Source organism: Thiofilum sp. (assembly GCF_016711335.1).
Lineage (GTDB): Bacteria > Pseudomonadota > Gammaproteobacteria > Thiotrichales > Thiotrichaceae > Thiofilum.
In genome coordinates, this window is sequence record NZ_JADJTF010000001.1 from 1,181,265 (window position 1) to 1,205,935 (window position 24,671).

At 43.9% G+C, this 24,671-nt stretch carries 28 protein-coding genes; 8 read left to right on the forward strand and 20 right to left on the reverse strand.

What is annotated here, in order from left to right; translation table 11 throughout:
• Positions 1-74: 74 nt before the first annotated feature.
• Positions 75-1,073 (forward strand): ion transporter, encoded by a 999-nt coding sequence (locus IPL34_RS05510; protein WP_296838906.1) that lies wholly within the window; start codon positions 75-77, stop codon positions 1,071-1,073.
• Positions 1,074-1,079: 6 nt separating this feature from the next.
• Here the strand turns inward: IPL34_RS05510 and IPL34_RS05515 are convergent, their stop codons facing one another.
• Entirely contained in the window at positions 1,080-1,625 is a 546-nt protein-coding gene (locus tag IPL34_RS05515; protein ID WP_296838908.1) for a DUF924 family protein, read from the reverse strand.
• 51 nt (positions 1,626-1,676) lie between these two features.
• Positions 1,677-2,342 carry a hypothetical protein gene (locus IPL34_RS05520; RefSeq protein ID WP_296838911.1) on the reverse strand — a complete coding sequence of 222 codons (666 nt, stop codon included), beginning with the start codon at positions 2,340-2,342 and terminating at the stop codon, positions 1,677-1,679.
• A 176-nt stretch (positions 2,343-2,518) separates the two neighbouring features.
• Between IPL34_RS05520 and IPL34_RS05525 the strand changes: the two genes are divergently transcribed.
• Positions 2,519-2,815: a TusE/DsrC/DsvC family sulfur relay protein gene (locus IPL34_RS05525; RefSeq protein ID WP_296838913.1), complete on the forward strand. Its 297-nt coding sequence runs from the start codon at positions 2,519-2,521 to the stop codon at positions 2,813-2,815.
• Positions 2,816-2,875: 60 nt separating this feature from the next.
• Here the strand turns inward: IPL34_RS05525 and IPL34_RS05530 are convergent, their stop codons facing one another.
• From IPL34_RS05530 to IPL34_RS05545, 4 genes are all read right to left on the reverse strand, one after another.
• Positions 2,876-3,382, reverse strand: coding sequence for a disulfide bond formation protein B (locus IPL34_RS05530; protein WP_296838915.1), 507 nt, complete (start codon positions 3,380-3,382; stop codon positions 2,876-2,878).
• Between the two features lie 86 nt (positions 3,383-3,468).
• Complete coding sequence (locus IPL34_RS05535) at positions 3,469-4,677, reverse strand: S8 family serine peptidase (protein ID WP_296838916.1); 1,209 nt, start codon at positions 4,675-4,677, stop codon at positions 3,469-3,471.
• A gap of 48 nt (positions 4,678-4,725) precedes the next feature.
• Positions 4,726-5,541, reverse strand: a complete 816-nt coding sequence (locus IPL34_RS05540; RefSeq protein WP_296838918.1) for a hypothetical protein — start codon at positions 5,539-5,541, stop codon at positions 4,726-4,728.
• A gap of 21 nt (positions 5,542-5,562) precedes the next feature.
• Positions 5,563-6,171: a sigma-70 family RNA polymerase sigma factor gene (locus IPL34_RS05545; RefSeq protein WP_296838921.1), complete on the reverse strand. Its 609-nt coding sequence runs from the start codon at positions 6,169-6,171 to the stop codon at positions 5,563-5,565.
• A gap of 555 nt (positions 6,172-6,726) precedes the next feature.
• Between IPL34_RS05545 and IPL34_RS05550 the strand changes: the two genes are divergently transcribed.
• The gene (locus IPL34_RS05550; RefSeq protein ID WP_296838924.1) at positions 6,727-7,740 is read left to right on the forward strand and encodes a class 1 fructose-bisphosphatase; all 1,014 of its coding nucleotides are present in this window, start codon (positions 6,727-6,729) and stop codon (positions 7,738-7,740) included.
• A gap of 42 nt (positions 7,741-7,782) precedes the next feature.
• On the opposite strand, the gene ribF is transcribed toward IPL34_RS05550, so the two are convergent.
• From ribF to IPL34_RS05600, 10 genes are all read right to left on the reverse strand, one after another.
• Positions 7,783-8,718 carry a bifunctional riboflavin kinase/FAD synthetase gene (gene ribF, locus IPL34_RS05555; RefSeq protein WP_296838927.1) on the reverse strand — a complete coding sequence of 312 codons (936 nt, stop codon included), beginning with the start codon at positions 8,716-8,718 and terminating at the stop codon, positions 7,783-7,785.
• On the reverse strand, positions 8,718-9,179 hold the full coding sequence (gene trmL / locus IPL34_RS05560; RefSeq protein ID WP_296838931.1) for a tRNA (uridine(34)/cytosine(34)/5-carboxymethylaminomethyluridine(34)-2'-O)-methyltransferase TrmL: 462 nt from the start codon (positions 9,177-9,179) through the stop codon (positions 8,718-8,720). Before trmL ends, ribF begins: the two co-directional genes overlap by 1 nt.
• A gap of 11 nt (positions 9,180-9,190) precedes the next feature.
• Positions 9,191-10,471, reverse strand: coding sequence for a dihydroorotase (locus IPL34_RS05565; RefSeq protein WP_296838934.1), 1,281 nt, complete (start codon positions 10,469-10,471; stop codon positions 9,191-9,193).
• Positions 10,468-11,457, reverse strand: a complete 990-nt coding sequence (locus IPL34_RS05570) for an aspartate carbamoyltransferase catalytic subunit (protein ID WP_296838937.1) — start codon at positions 11,455-11,457, stop codon at positions 10,468-10,470. The genes IPL34_RS05565 and IPL34_RS05570 overlap by 4 nt, the downstream gene beginning before the upstream one ends.
• Positions 11,458-11,566: 109 nt before the next feature.
• Positions 11,567-12,070: a bifunctional pyr operon transcriptional regulator/uracil phosphoribosyltransferase PyrR gene (pyrR, locus tag IPL34_RS05575; RefSeq protein ID WP_296838940.1), complete on the reverse strand. Its 504-nt coding sequence runs from the start codon at positions 12,068-12,070 to the stop codon at positions 11,567-11,569.
• Positions 12,054-12,491 carry a Holliday junction resolvase RuvX gene (gene ruvX, locus IPL34_RS05580; protein WP_296838945.1) on the reverse strand — a complete coding sequence of 146 codons (438 nt, stop codon included), beginning with the start codon at positions 12,489-12,491 and terminating at the stop codon, positions 12,054-12,056. Before ruvX ends, pyrR begins: the two co-directional genes overlap by 17 nt.
• A complete protein-coding gene (locus IPL34_RS05585) occupies positions 12,488-13,051 on the reverse strand; it encodes a YqgE/AlgH family protein (RefSeq protein WP_296838948.1) in 564 nt (187 codons plus the stop codon). Before IPL34_RS05585 ends, ruvX begins: the two co-directional genes overlap by 4 nt.
• 1 nt (position 13,052) lies before the next feature.
• The gene (locus IPL34_RS05590) at positions 13,053-13,931 is read right to left on the reverse strand and encodes an energy transducer TonB (RefSeq protein ID WP_296838951.1); all 879 of its coding nucleotides are present in this window, start codon (positions 13,929-13,931) and stop codon (positions 13,053-13,055) included.
• 96 nt (positions 13,932-14,027) lie between these two features.
• A complete protein-coding gene (locus tag IPL34_RS05595; RefSeq protein ID WP_296838954.1) occupies positions 14,028-14,648 on the reverse strand; it encodes a hypothetical protein in 621 nt (206 codons plus the stop codon).
• 92 nt (positions 14,649-14,740) lie between these two features.
• On the reverse strand, positions 14,741-15,544 hold the full coding sequence (locus tag IPL34_RS05600; protein WP_296838957.1) for a hypothetical protein: 804 nt from the start codon (positions 15,542-15,544) through the stop codon (positions 14,741-14,743).
• A 93-nt stretch (positions 15,545-15,637) separates the two neighbouring features.
• Here IPL34_RS05600 and IPL34_RS05605 point away from each other — a divergent pair, with 93 nt between their 5' ends.
• Together IPL34_RS05605 and IPL34_RS05610 are read left to right on the forward strand one after the other, a co-directional pair.
• Entirely contained in the window at positions 15,638-16,321 is a 684-nt protein-coding gene (locus tag IPL34_RS05605; protein WP_296838959.1) for an HAD family hydrolase, read from the forward strand.
• Positions 16,322-16,413: 92 nt separating this feature from the next.
• Entirely contained in the window at positions 16,414-18,624 is a 2,211-nt protein-coding gene (locus IPL34_RS05610) for a bifunctional (p)ppGpp synthetase/guanosine-3',5'-bis(diphosphate) 3'-pyrophosphohydrolase (protein WP_296838962.1), read from the forward strand.
• On the opposite strand, the gene IPL34_RS05615 is transcribed toward IPL34_RS05610, so the two are convergent.
• The 4 genes from IPL34_RS05615 to IPL34_RS05630 all read right to left on the reverse strand — a co-directional run bounded on the left by IPL34_RS05615 (position 18,621) and on the right by IPL34_RS05630 (position 22,334).
• The gene (locus IPL34_RS05615; RefSeq protein ID WP_296838964.1) at positions 18,621-19,187 is read right to left on the reverse strand and encodes a protoglobin domain-containing protein; all 567 of its coding nucleotides are present in this window, start codon (positions 19,185-19,187) and stop codon (positions 18,621-18,623) included. The two genes, IPL34_RS05610 and IPL34_RS05615, sit on opposite strands and share 4 nt — an antisense overlap.
• Positions 19,188-19,270: 83 nt before the next feature.
• Complete coding sequence (locus tag IPL34_RS05620) at positions 19,271-20,377, reverse strand: type II secretion system protein N (RefSeq protein WP_296838967.1); 1,107 nt, start codon at positions 20,375-20,377, stop codon at positions 19,271-19,273.
• Positions 20,378-20,404: 27 nt separating this feature from the next.
• Complete coding sequence (locus IPL34_RS05625; protein ID WP_296838971.1) at positions 20,405-21,421, reverse strand: NAD-dependent epimerase; 1,017 nt, start codon at positions 21,419-21,421, stop codon at positions 20,405-20,407.
• A 25-nt stretch (positions 21,422-21,446) separates the two neighbouring features.
• Positions 21,447-22,334 (reverse strand): phosphoribosylaminoimidazolesuccinocarboxamide synthase, encoded by an 888-nt coding sequence (locus IPL34_RS05630; protein WP_296838974.1) that lies wholly within the window; start codon positions 22,332-22,334, stop codon positions 21,447-21,449.
• An 87-nt stretch (positions 22,335-22,421) separates the two neighbouring features.
• On the opposite strand from IPL34_RS05630, the gene purE reads away from it, so the two are divergent.
• From purE to IPL34_RS05645, 3 genes are read left to right on the forward strand one after another with little or no spacing between them, the layout of a single operon-like run.
• Positions 22,422-22,913: a 5-(carboxyamino)imidazole ribonucleotide mutase gene (purE, locus tag IPL34_RS05635; RefSeq protein WP_296838976.1), complete on the forward strand. Its 492-nt coding sequence runs from the start codon at positions 22,422-22,424 to the stop codon at positions 22,911-22,913.
• A 20-nt stretch (positions 22,914-22,933) separates the two neighbouring features.
• Complete coding sequence (locus IPL34_RS05640) at positions 22,934-24,073, forward strand: 5-(carboxyamino)imidazole ribonucleotide synthase (RefSeq protein WP_296838980.1); 1,140 nt, start codon at positions 22,934-22,936, stop codon at positions 24,071-24,073.
• Positions 24,073-24,669 carry a methyltransferase gene (locus IPL34_RS05645; RefSeq protein WP_296838984.1) on the forward strand — a complete coding sequence of 199 codons (597 nt, stop codon included), beginning with the start codon at positions 24,073-24,075 and terminating at the stop codon, positions 24,667-24,669. Before IPL34_RS05640 ends, IPL34_RS05645 begins: the two co-directional genes overlap by 1 nt.
• Positions 24,670-24,671 lie beyond the last annotated feature (2 nt).

The following is a 24,671-nucleotide window of genomic DNA, read 5'->3' on the forward strand; positions in this document are numbered from 1 at the left end:
TGAACTATGCCACGTTTTTAACCTATAAGCTGATTTATAATGATTGAATCAGGATATTTACTGAGGAGTTGATCATGCCAAGCTGTGCTTATTTACGTCAGCGCCTGTTTGTGATCTTGGAGCAACCCCGTCTAGGCTGGGAAAGCTGGTTGAGTAGCGGTGTATTAGGGACTTTGATCGTGCTGAATATCCTAGCTGTGATCTTAGAGTCTGAAGTAGAGCTTTATGCGGAGTATGAACCTTATTTTAGACTGTTTGAAAGTATTTCTGTGGCTATCTTTACCATGGAGTACTTAACACGTGTTTGGATTAGTGTAGAGCACTCAAACCTCAAGGGAACAGCCGTTACCAAACGCCTCAAATATATATTGAGTCCTATGGCATTGGTCGATTTAATAGCGATTTTGCCGTTTTATCTGAGTACTTGGTTAGGCATAGATTTACGTATCCTGCGCAGTATTAGGTTACTGCGACTCTTAAAAATTGCCCGCTATTCGCGCTCGATGAATTTATTGAGTACTCTCATTCGCCAAGAGGCCGAGACTTTACTCTCCGCTTTTTTTATTTTAGTTGTGCTAGTACTAATCTCAGCTACCGTGATGTATATGTTAGAAGGGCATATCCAACCGCAAGACTTTGGCAGTATTCCAAGGGCATTGTGGTGGTCAGTAGTCACCTTGACCACGATTGGGTATGGTGACGCTGTACCAGTCACCAATGCAGGCAAAATATTCGCGGGTTTGCTAGTGATTGGGGGGATTGCGGTTGCTTCCTTACCCGCAGCTATTTTAAGTTCGGGTTTAATTAATGAGCTAAATCGTCGGCGCGAGGCATTCCGTCAAGCGGTCTATGGTGCTTATAACTTGGGACATCTAAGCCCTACTGCGTTGCCTCACCTAGAGCAACTACGTCAAACTTTAGGAGTCAGTCGCGCCGATGCCCAAAGTGTAATGCGCGAAATTCAACAAGAGATGCGTGTAGCTACCTTGCATGAGTGTCCCTATTGCCATAAGAGCTTGCGTATTTATCATCATGCGGGGCGTACACAAGTGCATACGCCTCATGAGCAGTAGGTCTTTTTAACCTTTAAAAGCTTCGGGTGAGTTTAAATACTCAATTTCAGCAGGCGTGCTTTCTCTACCTAAAATAGCATTGCGATGCGGGAAGCGTCCAAAGCGTTCTACAATCGCTTGATGGTGTTTAGCAAAACGTAGGTTTCCCTCCAAACCCGCCTTATCAAAGCAGGCTACCGCAAGCGCTTGATCGGCTAGATGTTCACTATGCATCAAAGGCATATAGAGAAAAATACGTTGTTCGGAGGTTAATTGCTGATCAAAACCTTGAGCGAGCGCATGTTTAGTAATCTTTACAGCGTCTTGCTCAGTGGAAAAGCTTTTAGCTTGCCCACGAAACATATTCAAAGGAAATTGATCCAGAATAATACACAAAGCTAAACAGCCTTCTGGACTATCTCGCCAAGTATCCCATTGCCCAGCCGCCGCTTGTTGCCAAAGAGTTTCATAGTCGTTGCGAATTAAGGCATCAATGTCTGGGGTAGAACTAAACCAATGCTCAGAGAGTGGGGGGGTATACCAAAAATGAATAATAGTTTGTGGTGTAATCATAATCAGGTTGTCACAGTAGTACTTCAGTGAGCACTACTGTGAACCAAGAGCTTAAACGCTGCAATTTAAACTTTTAGCTTGTGAGCGAAAACCTGCGGCTGCTTGGAAGGATTGGCGTGAGAGATTCGATTGGCCTGTTTTAGCAAAGATCACCCCTTGGCTTTCTGCTTTATTAGCTTTACTGATTAGTGAATCACAGCTATTGGTACTAGCTGAAGTAGTTGCTACACGGCGGTTAATAGGGCGAGGCGCGAGACGTGTTGTAGTAGTACGTGTGGTAGGTTGTGCCTGTGTTCGCGTGGTGGGTTGTACTATGACACGACGCACTGGTACTGCAACGCGAATATTAGCGTCCAGTACGGAGGGGCGTGTGGCTAAGTTTACCACGGGTGAGGCTAATACTGGACGCGCTGTGTTAGTCGGCGTTAGGTTAGTAGTACGAGTGACTGAGGGGCGTATCACGACAGGAGTACGTACTGGAGCTAAAGGGCGAGCGGGGGCGGCTACCACATCACGCCGCACATTTTCAATAAGAGTGCCTTGATTATTCGAGCCTTCTACTACAACGCGTACTGGGGTAGCGCCTGCGGGAGTGGCTGTAGAGCCATAGCAATAAAAAGAGGAGCTACAGGTATTAGGATCAGCAGCCTGTACTACTGATATACCAGTGACTAAAAAACTCACGATTACTAAGGCACGAACAGGGGACTTGAGCATGGTATGACTCCTAACAGCAAGGATAATGGGGTTTAAGTCCATGATCTTATAGTCCTAAGATCCTTGTGGAAAGTTCCTTAAGCGACTAAATCCACCTACTCCTATTGGAAGATCGACTTTTTGTGCATTACCAGATCATAATAACCTACTAAAAAACTTGGATTAGGAGCCAAAGTATGAGTGATTTACCAGAACGTGATGGCGATGGTTATTTATTAAGTATGGATAAGTGGACTCCAGAGGTTGGTCAAGCGATGGCTGAGGCTGACGGCGTAAATTTAAGTGCTGAACAATGGGCGCAGATTGATAAAGCGCGTGAGTTTTATGAGGAGCACGCAGTGGTTCCACCCATTCGTAAATTTGCCAAGTATATTAATGTAGATCAGAAAGAACTGTTTAAAATGTGGCAAACGGGGCCGATGAAACCGATTACTAAATACGGTGGTCTGCCTAAACCTACAGGTTGTGTTTAAAAAATAAAAAAGGGTAGTGTCGTACTACCCTTTTCTTTGGCGCTCTAGGCTACTCAAAGTTTAGTAATAATACTCATCGTAGCGTTTAAAAAGTAGCCATAGTAAGAATAATGCCAATACGATAAAGACGGGCAAAGTCAACACCGCTACTTCAATCCCAAAGAATTTACTTAAACCATCGGTACAAGACGCGGTACTACGGTACAGCAATTCAGTCCACTCGCCTTGGGGCAAATAAGCTACTGCCTTATCAATCGCTACTTCTAGCCCAGGTCCACAAGAGGCTGCTGCTTCTTTAGGTTGGCTTACTAACCAAACTTGATAAATAGACACCCCTAAGCTTGCAGCGCCGCCTAAAAACAGTAATAAGCTCCACAAGCGTGGTAGCCAGCCATCTCGCGTGGTAAGAATCGTTGCCAGCAATGCCAAAACCGCAATCACACTTAAGATCATGCGCTGTAATACACATAAAGGACAGGGCTGCAAACCCATGACTAACTGTAAGAAAAGTGCAGCACCTAACATGAATATGCAAAAGATGAATACTGCAAAAAAGTAAATACGCATTTGATTGGTTTCCTCAAAGAAATACTGAGTGTAGTAGAAAAGTACTAATCACTCAGTAGCTCCATTATAAGTTCATTATGGCATAGTTATTTTAATGCTTTTAGTGCCTGACTTAAATTGACTAAACCATATCCATAGTCATTATCGCGCCCATCTTGACCTAAATCGATAGCTGTTTTAGTTAAAATATTAGGGTCAAAACCTTGACGTTGCATGGAGAGCAAGAGTGCAATCAAACCTGAGACATGAGCAGTGGCTATTGAAGTACCCGAAGCCAGTTTATAAGAGCTATGTGGTGCGGTGGTTAGAATGCCTACCCCCGGAGCGGCTAAATCAATATAGTTACCGCGATTCGCTTTAGAAAAGATATTTTGTTTATTATCAATAGCCGTCACTGCTATTACACCGTCTAAAGCAGCAGGGTAGGCGGGTTTAGCATTAGGGCCATTATTACCCGCAGAGGCTACGACAATAATCTTGTTACGCAGTGCTTGTTTGACCATAGTATCAACCAGATCATCCTGTTCACCGGCAAAGCTTAAATTTAGAATATCGACATCCGCTTTAATACAATCTTCAATAGCTTTGGCTATATCCGCAGCAGTCCCTTTATTATCAGTGCTCTTACCAAAAGCAGGTGCGACATATAAAGAAGCTTCGGGGGCGATACCGACCCTAGGATTACTACTGACCATCGTGCCAGCAATCTCAGTACCATGCTGCAAAGTTTTAGGGTCTCGCTCTACAGAGCCTTGTAGAGTGATCGCCTTACCTCGGAGTGATTCATGAAAAATATCTACAGGCGTATCGACCATGCCAATTTTGACCCCTTTACCTTTAGTAAAAGGATAAGCCGCCTCAATCCCTGTGAACGAAAAGGGATACCCCGTACTGGTAATTAAAGGATTAGCAATAGATCCAGTATAAAAATAATTGTTAGTCTGGGCTTTAATATCTTTTTGTTTATTATTGATAGCCTGTTCTAAGTGAAGGGGGTCTTGACCATTGGTCTTAGCCGTAATGAGATTTAAGCCCGCCGAAGCGAGTAAAGCACGATTTTTAGGGCGTAATTTATAAGTTTTTAATAAGTGCTCGGCATCGTGCTCGTTAAGCTTTTGATCATAAACCAATAATAGTTCATCTTTAACATAATTAACGGGTCGGGTCGGTGCAAGCGAGACATAGGTATAATTTTCTACACACCAAGACGAGCTAATATGACAAGCAGGGTTGTTATGTACGGTTTTTACCGCTGCATAACGTGTACCATCAGTATTAGCACATGCACTTAGCATAACAATAATACAAAAGAAAAGACCCGTAGTGAGAGGTTTTGTCATTGCTTAATTACACGCTTCGTCTGGAGTAGTTCGACCTAAAAAGTTAATAGTATCAGTTGATGCTAGTTTAACTTGATTCAAGTAATTCGCTATTTGTTTAGCATCTGCAAGTTCAGTTTTAAATCTTACTAGAAACAAGTTAGGTGTATGAGCGGGTGAATCATGCACTAGCCCCATAGTATGCGCATCTAAAAAGGTTCTTACCTGACCTACAGTAGTCGACTCTTTAAACTCCACTAAAGCTAAGTGCTCATTCTGATCTAGATTAATCGATATATTGCCAATATTGCAGTAGCTAGATAGCTCAAACTCCCCCTTGTTAGAAGTGTTTTGCGCTAGCTCTTGTGCTGAATATTGGTTATAGGAAAAATAAGCAATACCTACACCCACTTGACAGACTAATAAACCTGCAAGCACAGCATTCGCGGGTGTCAGCCATTCAACATTCCATAGACTTTGCCACCACGCTGCCCAGCGATTAGATTGCTTAGGTTTATGGGTAGCAGGAGCGGTGACGGGGCGTGCTAGATGTGCATTAGAGCTATGCACTTCTGGTTGTTCATCTTCCCGCCCAATACGCCGCAATAAGTTTTCTAAACGTTGCGGTGTTGTATCTAAAGCAGATAGCTCCAATAATTGCGCGTCTTGACAAACTAATTTTTTTATTTGTTCTTCATGGTGCAGTTCGTCTTGCAGACTAGGGTATTGACTCAGTGCTTTATCCACCAATTCTCGTTCTACTGCTGATAACTGACCTGTCAAATACCATGGCAATAGGAGGCGTGCCTCTTCGAGCTGGGCTTCATTGTTTCGACTCATAACCATCAATCGCTCATTATATTAAAGGTCAAACTCGACAATCCCAGCCTTTTCTAACAATTGCGCTAGACGCTTGCGGGCGTAGAACATACGAGTTTTTACCGTGTTTTCAGAAATCCCCAGTAATAAGGCTACTTCTTTAACAGATTTGTCTTCAAAATAAGTTAAACGTAGTACTTCACGGTGTTCAGTTGTGAGTTGGGACATCAAACGCACTAACTGTTGCTTCATATCCGTCAAGGCTAACTCATCTTCTAAAGAGTTAGCTGGATCGATCATAGCTAAGAGTGACTCATCATCCCCTAAGGTCACTTCAGACGTTTTCCGTAACCACGAAATTAACTTATTACGGGTAATCGAATAAATCCAAGTAGAGGGTTTCGATTTACCTTCAAATCTGCCAGCGGAGCGCCAAACATCAAACATGGCTTCATCCACAATATCAGCCGCTTGTGCTAAATCATCGTTTAATAATCGAGCACAATAACTGACTAATCGGGGTTGATACTTAAGATATAGCTTACTAAAAGCATCTCGATCGCCTAAAGCGACCTGAGCTAGCAGTATATCGTCATCTGTCGGTTTGGTTACTTCCGTAACTTCCGCCCCATATTTTGAGAAACCAGTCATAAGATATGTCGCCTCAAACTATCGATAGGTTTGAATATTTCGATACCATTTTTAAACATTTTTAAGAAATGTCTCGGTAGCATTATCATCATTACACCACAGACCCATTGCCCCCATTCTAGTGGCGCATCTTACACAAATAGGGCTTTAACACTGCTCTTACCTACCCCAACTCGTCGACTTAGCTGATAGATGCAAATTTTTGCAAAAAATTTACGATGGGCTTGAACCAAGCTAAATGTAGACACGACCTATAGTCATCGAATGGGGTTAATTAATTAGTTTAGTTAATCATGGCTAGTTGAATGGCTCAATTCGATAGGCGGCATTTGTCGCCGACTTTAAACTGACACTACACACTCAAACTAGTTATAAAGAAAATTATAATACTCCCTCGCAAGTCTAGCGGGTCTGCATTTAGGTGCGACCCGTTTTTTTTCAGCTATATCTTAATACCTTGGCGTCTATTATTACTGGCTAGCTAGCTCGATACAACCAATTATCGTATGGTATAGCGCAATCTCACCGTTTAACGCCCTTTTTTGGAAGATTGCTATGTATAAAATAGGTATTACACTCACTCAATACATCATTGAAGAACAACGCAAAACCGCCCAAGCCAGTGGAGAGTTTACCGCGTTATTAAACGATATTTCGGTAGCGTGTAAAAAAATCTCTAGTCTCACGCGTAAAGGCGATTTGATTGGTATTTTAGGTTCAGCAGGCTCAGCCAATGTGCAAGGCGAAGAGCAAAAGAAAATGGACGTGATTACCAATGAGGTATTCATTGAGGCCCTACAAAATAATGGTCATGTTGCGGCTTTAGCTTCTGAAGAAATGGATGAAGTCTATAACCTACCTGAAGATAGAGTACGTGGTAATTATTTAGTAACCTTTGACCCTCTCGATGGCTCATCCAATATGGATGTCAATGTATCCGTAGGGACGATTTTCTCTATTTTGCATGCTCCAGAAGGTATTCTGAATCCTACCGCCGAAGATTTCTGTAAAGAGGGTACTCAACAAGTAGCCGCAGGCTATTGTTTGTATGGACCAGCTACTATTTTAGTATTGACCACTGGACATGGCGTCACCATGTTTACTCTGGACCGTGATTCAGGCTCCTTTATTCTTACGCGTGAAAATGTACAGATTCCAGCAGATACGCGCGAATTTGCCATTAATATGTCCAATCAACGTTTCTGGGAAGCTCCAGTACAACGCTATATAGCTGAATGTGTTGCGGGTAAAGAGGGCGTGCGCGGGGTTGATTTTAATATGCGTTGGGTGGCTTCAATGGTAGCAGAGGTACACCGTATTCTGACGCGTGGTGGTATTTTTATGTATCCACTCGACTCTAAAATGCAGAAATCAGGTAAGGAAGGTAAGTTACGCCTGCTATATGAAGCTAACCCTATGAGCATGATTATTGAGCAAGCAGGTGGTATGTCGGTGACAGGCTATGAGCGTATTTTAGATATGAAACCTCATTCGCTTCATCAACGGGTTCCAGTGATCTTAGGCTCGAAAAATGAAGTAGAGCGCGTATATAGCTATCACAAAGCCTAATTATTTAGGGATAGATTTCAAGCGATAAGCAGGTGTAGTGACTTAGTACACAAGTTGCTGCGCTTGCAAAAATGCTCTTGCAGTTTGGCTATCTTGTTGAATTTGCGCTTTGAGTGCATCAATCGAGGCAAATTTCTGTTCGTCACGTAGAAAATGTAAAGGTTCCACGTGAATCAATTGCCCATACACCATCTGACTAAAATTAAATACATGCACCTCAAAGCGTAATCCTAGACCTCCTACTGTGGGGCGCTTACCTAAATTAGCTACACCATAATGCGCTTGATGACCTAAGCCATGAATCCTAACCACATACACGCCGTGACGTAGGGCAAGATTATCAGGCATAGCTAAATTCAAAGTCGGAAAGCCTATGGTGCGTCCTAAGCGTTTGCCACCAGAGACTTTGCCGGATAGTTGGTAAGGTTGACCGAGTAGCGCATTAGCTTTGTTTAACTCCGCTTGAGCTAAATGTTCTCGAATTAAGGAGCTACTAATACGCTGTTGTCCGGTCAATAGGGTAGGTGTATCGACCACCTGCATACCGTAGTGTTGACCTAAGTTTTGTAATAAGGGGTAATCACCTTTACGTCCAGCCCCAAAACGAAAATCATCACCAACAACTAAATATTTAACTTGTAAAGTTTGAATCAGTATGCGCTCAACAAAAAGCTCTGCTGGCATAGTAGCCAGTGCGTGATTAAAGCGTAAACAGACAAAATACTCGAACTGCTCACGCCTTAAACAGCGTACTTTATCGCGTAGTGGGTAAATACGACTCGGCGGCGGTTTGCGAAAATACTCAGCAGGCAATGGCTCAAAACTAATAACGGTTGAATGCAGTTTGAGTACTTGTGCTTGATGTATGACATGCTCAATCACTTGCTGATGCCCAAGATGTACGCCATCAAAATTACCAATCGTCGCAGCACTGGGGCGTGTAGCTTTAAAATCAGTGAGATGGCGCACCAATCGCATTAACTTAAACCTTGGAACTGTTGTTGGCGTAAAGCTTCATATACCACAATCGCGGCGGTATTGGATAGATTTAAACTACGACTTTCAGGCAGCATGGGTAAGCGTAAGCAATGATCTCCTAATACAGTCAATAATGGCTCAGGTAAGCCGCGTGTTTCCGGTCCAAAAAGAAAAATATCATTGGGCTTGAATACTACTTCTGTATAGGCTTGTTGCGCCTTAGTAGTGAGAGCAAATAAGCGTTTATTAGCAGCATACTGAGCAAAAGCAGCAAAGCTTTCATGCTCTTGTACTACGGCTAAATCACGATAATCCATACCTGCACGACGCAAGCGTTTCTCATCTAATTGAAAACCTAGCGGGTGAATGAGGTGCAGTACACACCCCGTATTAGCACATAAACGCATAATATTGCCGGTATTAGGGGGGATTTCCGGCTCATAAAGGGCTACTTCAAACATTATTCTAAATTCTATTCCATCCGATAAATATGGCGTCCCGCTAGCCACGCTTGGGTGACTTTGCCGTTAAAGCTCCAACCTGCAAAAGGCGTATTTTTGCCTTGGCTGAGCATTGAGTCTAGCTCTAAAGTCCAGAAATAATCTGGATCCAGCAGCACTACATCGGCAGGAGCGCCTAGTTGTAATGTGCCGGCGGGGTCTTGAATAATCGCAGCCGGGGCTGAGGTCACTTTAGCAATGGCTTGTGCTAAAGATAAATCACCTTGTTCCACTAGACGCAATGTGAGAGGTAATAAGGTTTCTAAAGCTGAAATACCCGGCTCAGTTTGTTGGAAGGGGGCGAGTTTAGCGTCAATTTCATGCGGTTGATGATCCGAGCAAATCGCATCGATGGTATTGTCTACTAAGCCGGCAATCAGTGCTTCACGATCACGCTCTGAGCGTAAGGGGGGGCGCACATGGCAAAGCGGGTTAAAATCCGCTATATCCATTTCAGTTAGAAATAATTGATGAGCTGCGACATCGGCAGTGACAGGTAAAGCTTGTGCTTTGGCTTGGCGAATCAGGCGTACACTGCCTTCAGTGGATAGACGGCAAAAATGTACGCGTGTTCCGGTCATTTCAATCAATGCCAAGGTCTGAGCTACGGCAACCGTTTCAGCCGCAGACGGAATAGCTGCAAAGCCTAAACGACTGGCTATAGCTCCTTCATGTACTAAACCGCCTGCCGCTAGGGCTAGCTCCAAAGGATAGATAAATACGGTGATATTATGCGTACTGGCATACTCCATTGCTAAGCGTTGTACCCGTAAACTTTGCAAAGGTTGCCAGCCATTAGTGACGCCCACACAGCCCGCACGTTTTAATCCACCCATATTACTCAAGCGCTCACCCTGTAAATCTTGAGTGAGATTACCGAGTACGCGAATATGGGCATAACCTAATTGGCGGTTAATGTCTTGAATCAGATTAAATTGAGCTGAGTTACCCACCATAGCAGCAGGTTCGGGTTGATAGGTGAGCGTAGTAATACCACTAGCCAGCGCGGCATAGGTTTCACTTGCTAAAGTAGCTTTATGATCTAATCCCGGCTCACGTAACCACGCGGCTAAATCCACACAGCCGGGCATGAGAATATTATCTTGAGCATCTATATAGCGCTCAGCATTAAATCCCTCCGGCTCAGTACCTATAAAGGCAATTTTACCCTCAGCTATACCCAAGCTACGAGCTTGACAGGGAGCTTCAGCACTACAGCCTACTAGACGTGCATTATGAATCACAGTTTTCATGCCATACCTCCTGAACCCATAATCATCGCCATCACTGCCATACGTACCGCAATTCCGTTAGTCACTTGTTGCAGGATCACTGAGCGTGGACCATCGGCGACACGACTATCAATTTCTACCCCACGATTAATCGGACCCGGGTGCATCACAATCGCATCAGGTCGGGTCAGTTCTAAGCGTTTTTCGGTCAGACCATACAGCTTAAAGAATTCGCGCTCAGACGGGAGCAAAGCACTGCCCATACGTTCACGCTGGAGGCGTAACATAATGACTACATCCACATCGCGTAAACCTTCATCCATATCGGTATAGACTTTTACGCCTAATTTCTCTGCATCTACAGGTAATAAGGTTTTGGGGGCAATCACGCGCACTTCACCCGTGCTCAAGGTATTTAAGGCATGTATATTAGAGCGGGCTACCCGCGAGTGCAGAATGTCACCCACAATCGCCACTTTTAAAGGCGGAAATTCGCCCTTATGCTTGCGGATGGTAAACATATCTAACATCGCTTGAGTGGGATGTGCATGTCGACCATCACCGGCATTTAATACACTCACATGAGGAGCAGCATAACGCGCTATAAAATGAGCAGCCCCCGCGTGTTCATGGCGTACCACAAACATATCAGCACTCATCGCCTCAAGATTGCGAATAGTATCGAGTAAAGTTTCACCTTTGGAGGCTGAGGAAGTGCGAATATCTAAGCTGGTTACATCCGCACCTAAACGTTGAGCAGCAATTTCAAACGTCACCCGCGTGCGCGTTGAGTTTTCAAAGAACAGATTCATGACCGTTTTACCCCGCAGTAGCGGCGCTTTTTTCTGCTGCTTTTCGGGTAAAGATAAGAATTGCTCGGCTCGATCCAGAATTTCCTCCAACAGGAGCGGAGGTAATCCCTCAATCGTTAAAAAGTGACGTAAGCGGCCATCCGAGGATAGCTGCATGGAGGACGGTAGTGCACCGGGAGTAAGATGCTTATACATCAGGAGTCAAGGCAGTCTAGTTAAATTCGCGCCATGTTACTCTTTTGCTGCTTTGCGATAAATACTTAATAAATGCCTAAAGACGAGTTTTTCCTGATTTAGCTTAAAACTAGCGCGGCTCTAAAGTCATACTTAAAGGTTCGGGGCCTTCAATCACGTAAACTTTATCGGGTCCGGGTTCCTCGTGTAGGGCACATATTTGCGCTTCAATCGGTAATTCCCGCCCGCCGCGTGAAACTAATACCACTAAAGTAATGGTCTTAGGTCGCCCATAATCAAAAAGCTCATTCATGGCCGCACGCACTGTGCGGCCGCTATACAGAATATCATCGACTAATAAGACATGACGATCATCGATCTGAATGGGCATACGTGAAGGCTGTTTAATTTTAGGTAGACCAGAGCGCTGCAAATCATCGCGGTAAAAACTCACATCTAATTGCCCCGGCTCTTCCGGTAATCCTAAACGCTGATATAACTCTTGAGCCAACCACACCCCAGAAGTATGGATACCGACGAGTACTGGATTTTCTAGTTGATACTCTTGGATATAAGCGCGTAATTGTTGTTCGAGTTGCGCTAATAGGGCTTGTAGATCATACGTTTTGACCATAGGAAGTCTCCAGCATCCAGTTCTCTAAAATAATAGCAGCGGCTAATTGATCAATTTCTTCTTTGCGAATTTTACGTTTGCGTCCGGCTTGTCGCGCTGAAATCAGACGTTGATTAGCTTCTTGTGAGGTAAGTTGCTCATTCGTGAGGTGCACAGGTAGTTGTGTTTTACGCTCTAATTGCTTAGCAAATAATAGAATAGCCTCTTTCATCGCGCTATCCGAACCGTCTAATTTTTGTGGCATACCCACCACTAAAATACTAGGTTTCCAAGTGCTGATATGGTTTTGAATGCCTAGCCAATCCGGTTCCCCTTTTTGCGCATAGAGTATGTCTAAAGGAGTGGCTAATCCGGTTAGGGTATTCGCTACCGCGACACCTGTACGGTTTTTACCGTAGTCAAAGCCTAATACAGTAATCATGCATGACCTGCGGCAACGCCCAATAAATTTACATCCACTCCTAAAGTAGCGGCTGCACCGCGCCAGCGATGGGGATAAGGCATAGTAAACAGTAAATCTGGTGTGGCAGGGCAAGTAAGCCACACATTTTCCTTAATTTCTTGTTCTAATTGACCCGCTTCCCAACCGGAGCAGCCTAAGACTAATAGGAAATGATCAGGACCTTGACCTTTGGCTATATCGACCAAAATATCTTTGGAGGAGGTAATAAATAAATCATCAGCGACACGCATGGTACTTTCCCAAGGGTAATGGGAGTCATGCAGGACAAAACCTTGTTCTGCCTGAACGGGACCGCCCGTCAGTACTGCTTGTTTACGTAAATGCTCATCGTCTAGTTCAATGCCTAATTGTTTCATTAGAGCGCTGAGTTTTAAGTCCGTCGGACGATTAATTGTTAAACCAAACGCGCCATCCTCATCGTGTTGGCAGACTAAAGTAACTGTGTGCGTGAAATGCGGATCACGCATCGCAGGCATAGCAATAAGTAACTGATTACGCAAACTAAGTGTTGAGTCCATATTATTCAGTATTGATCGTGCCGCTTTTAAATAACCAAGTGCGAGTAATATTGAGTTGATCCCATTTTTCTCGAATTGGCTGTGGGAGGGGAGGATAGGGGGCTGCTAACTCCACGATACGCATCGCCGCTTTATCGAGTACATCAAACCCTGATGATACATCAACATGGACGCTGACTACATGTCCGCTGTGATCTAAAGTGGTATTTAAGATTAATTTACCGCTTAAATTGCGCCTGATTGCCTCTTCAGGGAAATTAATATTCCCAATGCGTTCAATTTTTTGAACCCATTCATCAATATATTGTGCCTCAACCGCACTTTTAGCACTCACCGCATCAATGAAATGTACTCGTGGACGCCGCGCATAGCGTGCTTCTTCCTCATCCATTTCAGCGAGTAGTTGGGCTATTTCAGCCGTTTGATCCGCTCGTTCTTCATCAATGGGCTTTTCTAGTTCTTCTTCCTGTAATTCGGGGGATTTATCCACATGCTCATAGGTTTCCCCTTTGGTCGTGAGAATTTGCGGTTGTAATTTAGGAAACACATCGGGAGCGCTAGCCGTCGATTGGAGGGGAGCAGTTCCTTCCGTAGGCTCCACTTGCAGCGCGGCTAAAGGGCTTTTGGGGCGATTTTCTTGATCACTTTGCCCGCTGGCTTCTTGATTAGCTTGAGCTAGAAATTTGACTTGATCAGGTGCTTGCTCGCTATGAGTTTGCACCAGCGTAATATCAAGAGTAGGGGCAGAGCGTACCTTAGGCATATACTCTGGCACAAAAGTCACACCAAATAACACCAAAGCATGGGCTGCAATCGCAACAGGCAAGGTTTTAATTAAGGGTGATTGTAATGGTGAAGGAGAGGCAAAAGTAGTATCCATAGTGCTAATCAACTGCTGGCTTAATAATTATTATATCACATGATAATGGGCCGACCCTGTGACAGTATCTTAACACTATGCGGCTAAGAGTGTCACTTAATGCGCCTCAATATTACTCACACCCCAATAGCCAAAGGGTTTGAGTTCAGGGATTTGCGTATTACGTTTGAAGGAGTATTTCCAAGTTTGCGGTTTAGGGGCATTAGCATGATTAAGTGTTAAATCTACCCAAGCAAAATTACCGCTTTCATAGTCTTTAGTCACCGTCCATTTAAACGTGGGGAGCGCTTTCCAAAAGGCTTCAAACTCTTCAAAGGACTGCTTAGTGCCATTTTCTTGTGCTTTAAATAGGCTATAAGCCGCCGCATACTGACCATCTTGTAGATATTGAAAGTATTTAGTCATGGCTTGGCGTGCAGTTAATCCCGCTGGCTTGGAAGCATTATTGGCAGTTGTGGTCTCTGGTTGTGGTGCGGCTTCAGGTTTACTCAGAGCATTTTGTGCAGCGGGTAGATTAGGCTTGACGGTTTCATTAGTGCTAGCACTCTCAGCGCTTACAGGCTCAGCTTCTTTTACTTGGGTTTCAGTGAATTTAACTTTGGCATTGCCAAAGCCTACCTCAGACGGCACAATGCCTTTGAACTCCACTAACCAAAACAAAAAGGCAAAGGCTAATACTACCGCTATAATCACTGCCACCGGCCATTCTTTGAACATGCTTTTGCACCCCTAAAGTTATTTGTTTTAGTAAAGGCGGATTATAGCAAGCCTTTTAAGCTCGGCTAGATAGGCATGAAATAATATCGTGCCTAGAACCGCGCATTGAGCACTTGATTTATCACAAAACCATCATTGCGTTGTAGAAAGTGATTCCCCTTACTTGCCCAAACTTCAGACTTGCCGTGTAAAGCATAGACATTGTTCATATTTTGACTAAAAAACGGCACGATGAAGTCAAATTGACTAGCACGTTGATTATCACGAACTATGGAAATATAGCGCAGATTAGGATGAGTCTGATGATTTAGCCAGTACATGAAATTGCCCGGATGCTCCTCTTTTAACTGTTGTAATAACGTACTAGATGCTTGATATAAGGGTCTTAGCCCTAAGTCATCAGCCATACGCCCCCAAGGACTATCCATTACTTCAGCAATCAGATTCGATACCGGAGTTCCTACGTGGGGGCTGGCAATAGTGATTAAGCTATTAATCGGAATCGGGCGCTTGGCTAATAACCAATAGCGCGTTACCACCCCTCCGGCGGAATGACCTACCAGCTCTAAAGGCTCGCCACGTAGTTGATAAATCGTGGCTAAGTATTTATCTAGCCATTGTGCTTGTACCTCAATCAATGCAGTAGAGGGGAGGTCAATAGTATAAAAAATATTCTTAGGACGTTGGGGGAGGTCTATTGGATTCCATAAGCCGCGTGGAGTGGGCTGCCAGTGTCCTCCATCCACCCATCCAGTCGCTTGGAGACCTTGCGTCACCCTATTGGTGCGCCAGTCCATGCCTTTAGCTTGAAAACCATGAATCAATACAATGGTTTTGGCACTTGCCTCAATACTCCAGAATAGACTGAGGACTAGCAATAATCTGAGCAGTTTCATTATTAACCTTTTTAATCATCAACCTTCATACTCGATTAGTACTAAGAGTAGTATGCTAGTACCTAGTCCGTAAACTAATCTCAAGGGCAGGGTATGCCAATTCAATGTGTGATATTTGATCTGGATGACACCTTATGGGAGGGTGAGTCATTAATTCGTAATGCTGAGGTGGCAACATATAACTGGCTTAGTGCGCATTACGCACGTATTACCGAGCGCTATACATTGGCAGACTTGATTCAGCACCGCATTAATTTCATGAGCCACTATCCAGAATTGCACTATAATCTCACCATTTTACGCAAGTACTGGCTAGCGCATTTGGCGGACGAAGCGGGTTATTCGCGGGCCTTAGTCGATCCCGCTTTCATGGTATTTTGGTTGGCACGCCATCAAGTGCAATGGTTTGAGGGGGTATTGAGTACTTTAGAGTGCTTAGCTCAAGATTATCAGTTAGGAGTGATTAGTAATGGGAATGCAGATGTACATTATCTGGGCATAGGCACGTTCTTTGCTTTTGTACACAGTGCTAGTAGTGTGGGAGTTGCTAAGCCTCATCCAGCGATTTTCCAGCATGCGTTGCAAAGCGCCCAACTACCTGCTGATCAAGTGGTCTATGTAGGAGATGATCTAAAGAATGATATTGCTGGGGCACTATCGGTTGGAATGCGTACCATTTGGTTGCAACCTGCTCGCTCGGTGGCGCACTCGTCTATTCGACCTGACATCACCATACAACATTTTGCTGAATTGGTATCAGCACTCAAAACATTATAAATTTATAACCACGCGCCTTAACTGTTTTAATCACAATAAGAGCAAAGGGCGAGACGATCTTTTGGCATTATTTTTATCTGGGAGGGTTTACTATGCAGCACAGTCGGCTGACTGATCCTAATGCGCATACTCTGGATTCATGGGTACAGTTATTTTGGATTTCCGACCGTGAACAAGATAGGCAGCGAATTCGTCATGTAGTCGAGCAGCTTTTAAGTAAACCCATTGATCTTAGTAACCCTCTTGAGCCTAGTGGCTTAGAAATGGCTGAAATCTTACGCCATTTAGATGTTGATCAGTCCACCCTCATCGCTGCCTTATGTGCCGATAGTCATTTTAATTTTCTAAAACGTCAGGACGTTAATGAGCAATTTGGAGTACAGATTGCCATTATGGTGGACAATATTCGTACCCTCCAGCATTTTACTAGCCTTACTGAATTAGCCAAGCCCGAACCAGAGCCAGCACCTAAGTCTAAAGCCAAATATGCCCCGCACAGTAATGGTGAACAATTACGGCGTATGATTCTAGCCATAGTTAAGGATCTACGTGTGGTACTAATTAAATTAGCATGGCAACTGCAATATTTACGTCTTTTAGCCCAGTGCTCCGAGCGCGAGTTGCAAATGAGTGCAGCCCGCCAAACCTTGGAGGTCTATGCTCCCTTAGCCAGTCGTTTAGGTATCAGCCAGATTAAATGGGAGTTAGAAGATCTCGCGTTTCGTTTTCAACAGCCCGATATTTATAAGCGTATTGCCAAAGCACTAGCCTTTAGACGGGTAGAGCGCGAACGTTATATTGAGGGTGTGATTCAGCAAGTTCAGGCACTCCTACATGAGCATCATATCGAAGCTACTGTTTATGGTCGTCCCAAACATATTTACAGTATTTGGCGTAAGATGACGCGTAAAAAAATCGATATGGATCAACTATTTGATCTTAGAGCGATTCGGATTATGGTGGATACCGATGATACTTGTTATAAGGTGGTTTCCCTTATTCATGACACTTGGAACTACTTAGAAAGCGAGTACGACGATTATATTAGTAATCGTAAATCCAATGGCTATCAGTCTATACATACAGTCGTACTAGGTCCTAACGATCACTATATTGAAATTCAGATTCGTACCTATGATATGCATAAATTTGCCGAGTCAGGGGTAGCCTCGCATTGGAATTACAAAGAGGGTGGCAAAAATAAGCAACATCAAGTGATGGATGATTTGCGTCACTCACTGCAAGAGTTATTAGAGCGTAATCGCGGTGATGATGAGTATTTATTAGAGGATTTCCATAATCAGGTTTACTCCAATAGCATTTTTGTCATGACCCCTAAGAGTAAAGTGATTGAGTTATCTAAAGGTTCTACTCCATTGGATTTTGCCTATGCCATTCATACTGACATTGGGCATAGGTGTTTAGGGGCTAAGGTGAATGGCGATATAGTGCCGCTCAATTATGAATTACAAACGGGGCAACAAGTCGAAATCCTAACCGGTAAAGAAGCGCGTCCTAAAATGAATTGGACGAATGCGTCTTTAGGCTATGCCCGTTCAGCCCGCACTCGCCAAAAAATCAATCATTGGTTTCGCCAACAGGATCATGAAAAAAATCGCACTAATGGGATAGAAATTTTAGAGCACGAAAAACATATTTTGAATTTGCCACAGACTAAAGCAGTAGATTTGTATCGTAATTTTGGGCGGCAAAGTGAGCGTGATTTTCTGATTGCGTTGGGACGCGGGGAGATCAGTACCCAGCAATTAGTAGAGCATTTGTTACGCTCGCCAGAAAAAGAAATTAAGCTGCGTAAGGTTCGTCCTCCTAGAGATAGTGTCAAAGTCCCCGGTGGTATTGAGGTGGCGGGGGTCAAAGATCTGTTCACTCAAATAGCGCGTTGCTGTAAGCCTGTGTATGGTGATCCTATTATTGGGTTTATTACTCAAGGCAAGGGCATTACGGTACATCGTACCCATTGCGCTAATATTACTAGCTTAAGTACCGAGCAACAGGCACGCTTAATTGAGGTGAGCTGGAGAGGAGCTGCCAGTGTCTATGTGGCTGATATTGTAGTGTCTGGCTATAACGAGCATGGTTTATTGCGTGATATTACCAATGCGTTATTTAGAGCACATATTGTCGTCCTAAGCCTTAATTCCCGCCCTGCACCTCCTCCAGATGATTTAGTTATTATGGATTTGACCGTGCAAATCGATGATGTATCACAGTTGGCGGAGGTCTTAGAGCGCTTAATTCAGATTCCAGCGGTCACTGATGCTCAACGTAAAAATAACCCTTAAGGTTTGGGCTTTTTATTGTAAGCGGCGACCATATTGGAAAACAGTTTTTGGCTGATGCCTGTCACATTTAAAAAGCGTGATAGCTCGGCCGTAATCATGGATTGCTGATAGGATAGCTGCATCACTTGTAAGTTGTAGCCTAGTAAACTATTTAATGCTTGAGATACATTTAGTAGTTTAACGGGGTCATTACCATACAGATACACTGCAACATGAATAATTTTTTGTTGCAGATAAGTGATAGCGCCTGTCATGAAGTCGGCGGGTAATTTGACACGCACATGTACCTCTCCAATGTGGTAAAGGTGTGCGGCAAATTCATCATCCAAGTTTTTAGTAAATAAACTGGTTAGCCACTCTAAGTGTGTTTTCTTAAGTGCTTCTACCCGACCCTCAACGAATAGCTGCGCCTCATCTATTGCTAATAAATGAGCATAAAAGGCTTCCGTAATAGCGGGTAAGTAGGGCAATAAGTCAGAGCCAATGGTTTTAATTAACTGTTCTTTCTCTGGAGTTAAGTCACAGAATTGCTTACAGTAATTGTTGATTTTTTCGAGATCCATCCCTCACCTTTTGTCACTAATCTATACATTATAAATTTTAATCTAAAGTGGAACAAAGTGATGAATAATTTGTATGGAGATTACTAAAAACTACGTTCAACGGTAACTACGGCTCCTGCACGCATGATCTTCAGGTTGACAGCGGAGGCCTGTTTAATGCTATTCAACGCTTTGATACCACTTGGCATATCATTTAAAGGTATGCCATTAATTTCAGTCACAATATCACCTGCCATTAACCCTGTTGCTTGAAAAAGTTGCATATTTTTGCCCGGATTGACCCGAAAACCTTGCATTTTTCCATCTACTCTAGCGGGTGAGGCAAGCATTAGATCTAAAAGCCGACTATTGTCGGCTAAAGCTTGTTCTCTAAATTGCCCTAAACTCAAAGGCTGGGGTTCTGGTGTAAGATTTTCTGGCGAGGGCGGGATAATATCACCCTGCTTAGGCGCATCGGGTTGCGGCATATCAATAGGGTCGGGAATGGGTTGAGACATGAGATTAGGATCATTGAGCATAGGATCCTGATTCAGTAACGGGTCTTGATTTAACATAGGATCTTGTTCTGGTATGAACATAGGCTCACTCGCGGGCATCATACCCATACCATTGCTATTATTAGTTTTAGACACTAGCTCAAGGGTCTGTTTAGGAGGAGCACCCCAATCTAAAACGGCAGTTTTTTCCGTTACACTACGTAATACGGCACCAATGGTTTCATCTTTGTTATTAATCCGAATGACTAAGGGTTCATCGATCTTAAATACTTTTTGTTGTCCACGAATCCGTAAGATCGCTAAACCTTCCTTGCCGGGTAGGGCATATACACCGACTAACTCAATAGGCTCACGCGGTTTGACTACGGGTGCAGGGGCAGTAGGAGCAGCGACGGGTACTTCAGGGGTTTTTAAAGCGGCAACTTGTACTTGACCAAAAAGATTATAGCGGGCAATTTCATCACCCTCATTCACTTGAGAAGCCTTAGCAGGTAGGACTTGTACCGGATTCACGGTGCTGACTAGCTCCTGTTGAGCTTGATTACGAGCCACTAAATCAGGATCGGCCGGAAACGTTAACCAAGTTAAACGGGCTAATAATGAACCACACACCACAATGAGGGTTAGGGTTAAATAATCGGGTATTCGGTCTAATAATCGACCCACCCAAGTTCTCTGATTCAAGCTCTGCATAATGCAAACCTCAACAACAAGTAGGGGTTATACTTGATAGTAATGTCGATACCACTCAATAAAGCGAGCAATACCGGTTTGTAAATTCGTTGCGGGTCTATAACCCACCTCTGCTACTAATGCCTCAACATCGGCATAAGTATCGGGTACATCACCGTGTTGTAGGGGTAATAAATTAAGAGTCGCTTTACGTCCTAATTGGGTTTCAATCGCGCCAATATAATCCATTAGCTCTACAGGTTGTTGATTACCTATATTATAGACTCTCCACGGTGCGCGGCTACTACTGGGGTCTGGATTTATACCTTGCCAATTTAGATTAGACTGCGCTGGATGATCTAAAGTACGGATAACACCCTCTACAATATCATCGATATAAGTAAAATCACGTCTATGCTTACCATAGTTATAAACATCAATCGGCTGTCCGGCTAAAATCGCTTTAGTAAATTTAAACGGTGACATATCGGGTCGTCCCCAAGGGCCATATACGGTAAAAAAGCGTAATCCGGTGGTAGGCAAACCGAATAAATGAGCATAACTATGTGCCATCAGTTCATTGGATTTTTTAGAAGCAGCGTAGAGCGAGATAGGGTGATCCACATTATCATGCACAGAGAAGGGCATGCTTTCATTGAGTCCATACACCGAACTAGAGGACGCATAAACTAAATGCTTCACGCCACTATGCCGACAACCCTCTAGTACATGAGCAAATCCGGTAATATTGCTATCAATATAAGCCAGTGGATTATCTAGTGAATAGCGCACACCGGCTTGAGCTGCCAAATGCACTACTGCATCAAAGTGATGCTGCTTAAATAATTCAGCCATTCCATTGCGATCCGCTAAATCTAATCGAATCCATTGAAATTGCTGATCAGCATCTTGTGCCGCAATGACTTGTAAGCGTGCTTCTTTCAGGGTTACATCATAGTAAGCATTTAAATTATCTAAACCCACTACCCTATCACCACGCTTTAATAGCGCTAAAGTGACATGCATACCGATAAAGCCCGCCGCTCCAGTGACTAGGACGCGCATACTGATTCCTTAGAACTATTAATTATTATGAGTGCATTAAACGCTCAGCGACTTCCTGATATTTCTCGGCGGTCTTTTGAGCGACTTCCGCAGGTAATTCAGGTCCCGGCGCTGTTTTCCCCCAAGTGAGCGTTTCTAAATAATCACGCACATATTGTTTGTCAAACGAGGGAGGGCTGATTCCTACCTGATATTGATCGACGGGCCAGAAACGTGATGAGTCTGGTGTGAGAATTTCATCGATTAATACTAGATTGCCCGCCTCATCTAGACCAAATTCAAATTTAGTATCGGCGATAATGATACCGCGCTTTAAAGCATAGTCAGCAGCTTGCTGATAAAGTTGCAAACTCACCGCACGAACTTGCTTGGCTAATTCTACACCAATCTGCTGCTGCATTTGTGCGAAGCTAATATTAATATCGTGATCCCCTACCTCTGCCTTAGTCGAAGGAGTAAAAATCGGTTCGGGAAGTTGTTGTGCTAATTGCAACCCTTGAGGTAGATCAATACCACACACTTGTCCCGTGGCTTGATAATCTTTCCACCCCGAACCAATCAAATAGCCCCTTACTATCGCTTCAACGGGCAAGGGCTTAAGACGCTTAACTAACATACTACGCCCCTCAAGCATTTCACGTTCTTCAGCACTTAAAGGTAAATCTTCTAAAGTGAGACCACTAAAATGATTCGGGATCACCTCTTTTAAGTAGTCAAACCAAAAGTTGGCCACTTGAGTCAGAATTATTCCTTTACGGGGAATCGGGGTAGGCAACACTACGTCAAAGGCAGATAAGCGGTCAGTGGTTACAATCAGCATATTTTGTGCATCGATGGCGTAAATATCGCGTACTTTGCCGCGTGCAAGCAGTTCTAAATGATTTAAATGGGTTTCAAACACAACAGCTGACATAGTGGAATAATACCTAGTTAAATAGTGCGTCGCACAAGATCAGGGTATAATATCAGATTTTTACGCTTAACAAGGATAATTGCCGCCATGCAACCGTTAGTTGGAGTCGTTATGGGGAGCAACAGCGACTGGAACATTATGTCCAAAGCTGTGGAGCAACTAGAGGCCTTTGGTGTACCTCATGAATATCGTGTCGTGTCTGCCCATCGTACCCCCGATTTGCTGTTTGAATACGCCAGCTCCGCCGCCGAGCGTGGTTTGCAATGTATTATTGCTGGCGCGGGGGGCGCGGCTCATTTGCCGGGCATGTTGGCTTCCAAAACGACGGTTCCAGTATTAGGAGTACCAGTCCCTACTAAACATCTGCAAGGGGTGGATTCGCTCTACTCGATTGTACAAATGCCTAAGGGTATTCCTGTTGCGACCTTTGCTATTGGTGAAGCGGGCGCAGCGAATGCTGGACTATTTGCCGTGGCATTATTAGCTAATCACGATGCAGAATTAGCGCAAAAGCTCCAAGCCTTTCGTGAGGCACAGCGCCAAGTGGCGTTAAATATGACCCTTCCCCCTTCTGCTTAAGTAATTTAAAGGTTTAAGACATGCTCCAACCCGGTGCAACCATTGGTATGCTTGGTGGCGGTCAATTGGGCCGTATGTTTACTATTGCTGCTCGTACTCTCGGCTATCGCGTTATAGTGCTAGAGCCTGATCCACAAAGCCCAGCCGGACAATTAGCCGATCAACATATTCAAGCCGCCTATGATGATGCTCAAGCTTTGCAGCACTTAGGGCAAGCGTGCGATGTGATTACCACGGAGTTTGAAAATATCCCCGCTCAAACCCTAAAGCTATTAAGTACTTATTGTCCTGTACATCCCAGTGCCGAGGCAGTACAAGTCGCTCAAGATCGGATTGTGGAAAAAACCTTTGTGCGTTCCTGTGGGTTATCTCCCGTGCCTTTTATTCCAGTGCGTTCCCTAGCCGACTTGCAACAGGCAGAGACACAGATTCAATTTCCCGCTATTTTAAAAACCGCACGTTTAGGTTATGACGGTAAGGGACAAATTACGGTTAACTCTATACCAGAGGCGGAAGCAGCATTTAAGCAATTAAACCAAGTCGATTGTGTGTTAGAGCAACGCGTAGAGTTAGAGCGGGAAATTTCAGTAGTACTGGGGCGCAATCAACACGGTGAAGTGCACTGTTTTCCAGTCGCGGAGAATGAGCATCGCAAGGGTATTTTGCATCAAACCACTGTACCTGCACGAATTAGTGCCGAATTAGAGCAACAAGCTAAACAAGCAGCGACCACTATCGCTACGCAACTTAATTTTATCGGGGTTATGGCTGTAGAGTTTTTTGTCACTAAGTCAGGTGAATTACTCGTAAATGAAATGGCACCACGTACTCATAATAGCGGGCACTATACCTTAGATGCATGTGTGACTTCGCAATTTGAGCAGCAAGTGAGAATGGTGTGTGATTTACCTTTTGGTGCTACGCGCTTAGTGTCTCCGGTGGTAATGATTAATTTACTCGGTGATTTATGGCCTGAAGGTGGTCAACCCGATTGGCTACAAGTCTTTAATGAGCCTGAAACTAAATTACATTTATATGGCAAGGCTTCAGCGCGTAAGGGACGTAAAATGGGACATTATTGTACCCTAGCAGCGACGGCTGATGAGGCAAGTATTAAAGCTAATGCGATTTTCCAACAATTAGAGCGAGTATCTGAGTAATGGCTACCACTAAAGAGTATTTAAATGAAATTCGCCAAGATATTCGCTTTGAAGCCGAACTCTGTGGTCATCCGCTCAAGTTTTTAAGCACTTGGGGTATTTTTTCTCCGCGTGAGATTGATTCCGGCACGGATTTATTATTGAAGTATTTAAAAGTGAATCCGAGCGACCATTGTTTTGATTTAGGGTGTGGGTATGGGCCGATTGGTTTAGCCATGGCTAAAATGGCTCCTCAAGGGCAAGTCTTAATGGTCGATAAGGATTTTATGGCGGTGGAGTATAGCAATAAAAATGCCCAACTCAATAAAATCACTAATGCTAAAGCGATATTAAGTAATGGTTTTCAGCACATACCCGCCGATTCTAAATTTGATGTGGTCGTATCTAATGTTCCGGCTAAAGTGGGTAAAGAAATGATGACCATTATGCTCTATGATGCCTTGCATTTTATGAAACCCGGTGGGCGTATTTATCTAGTGACTATCAATGGCTTACGTGATTATATGAAGCGTAATTTACAAGAAGTCTTTGGTAATTATGACAAGCTTAAACAGGGCAAAGACTATACCGTATCTTATGCTGAGAAGTTGAAATAATC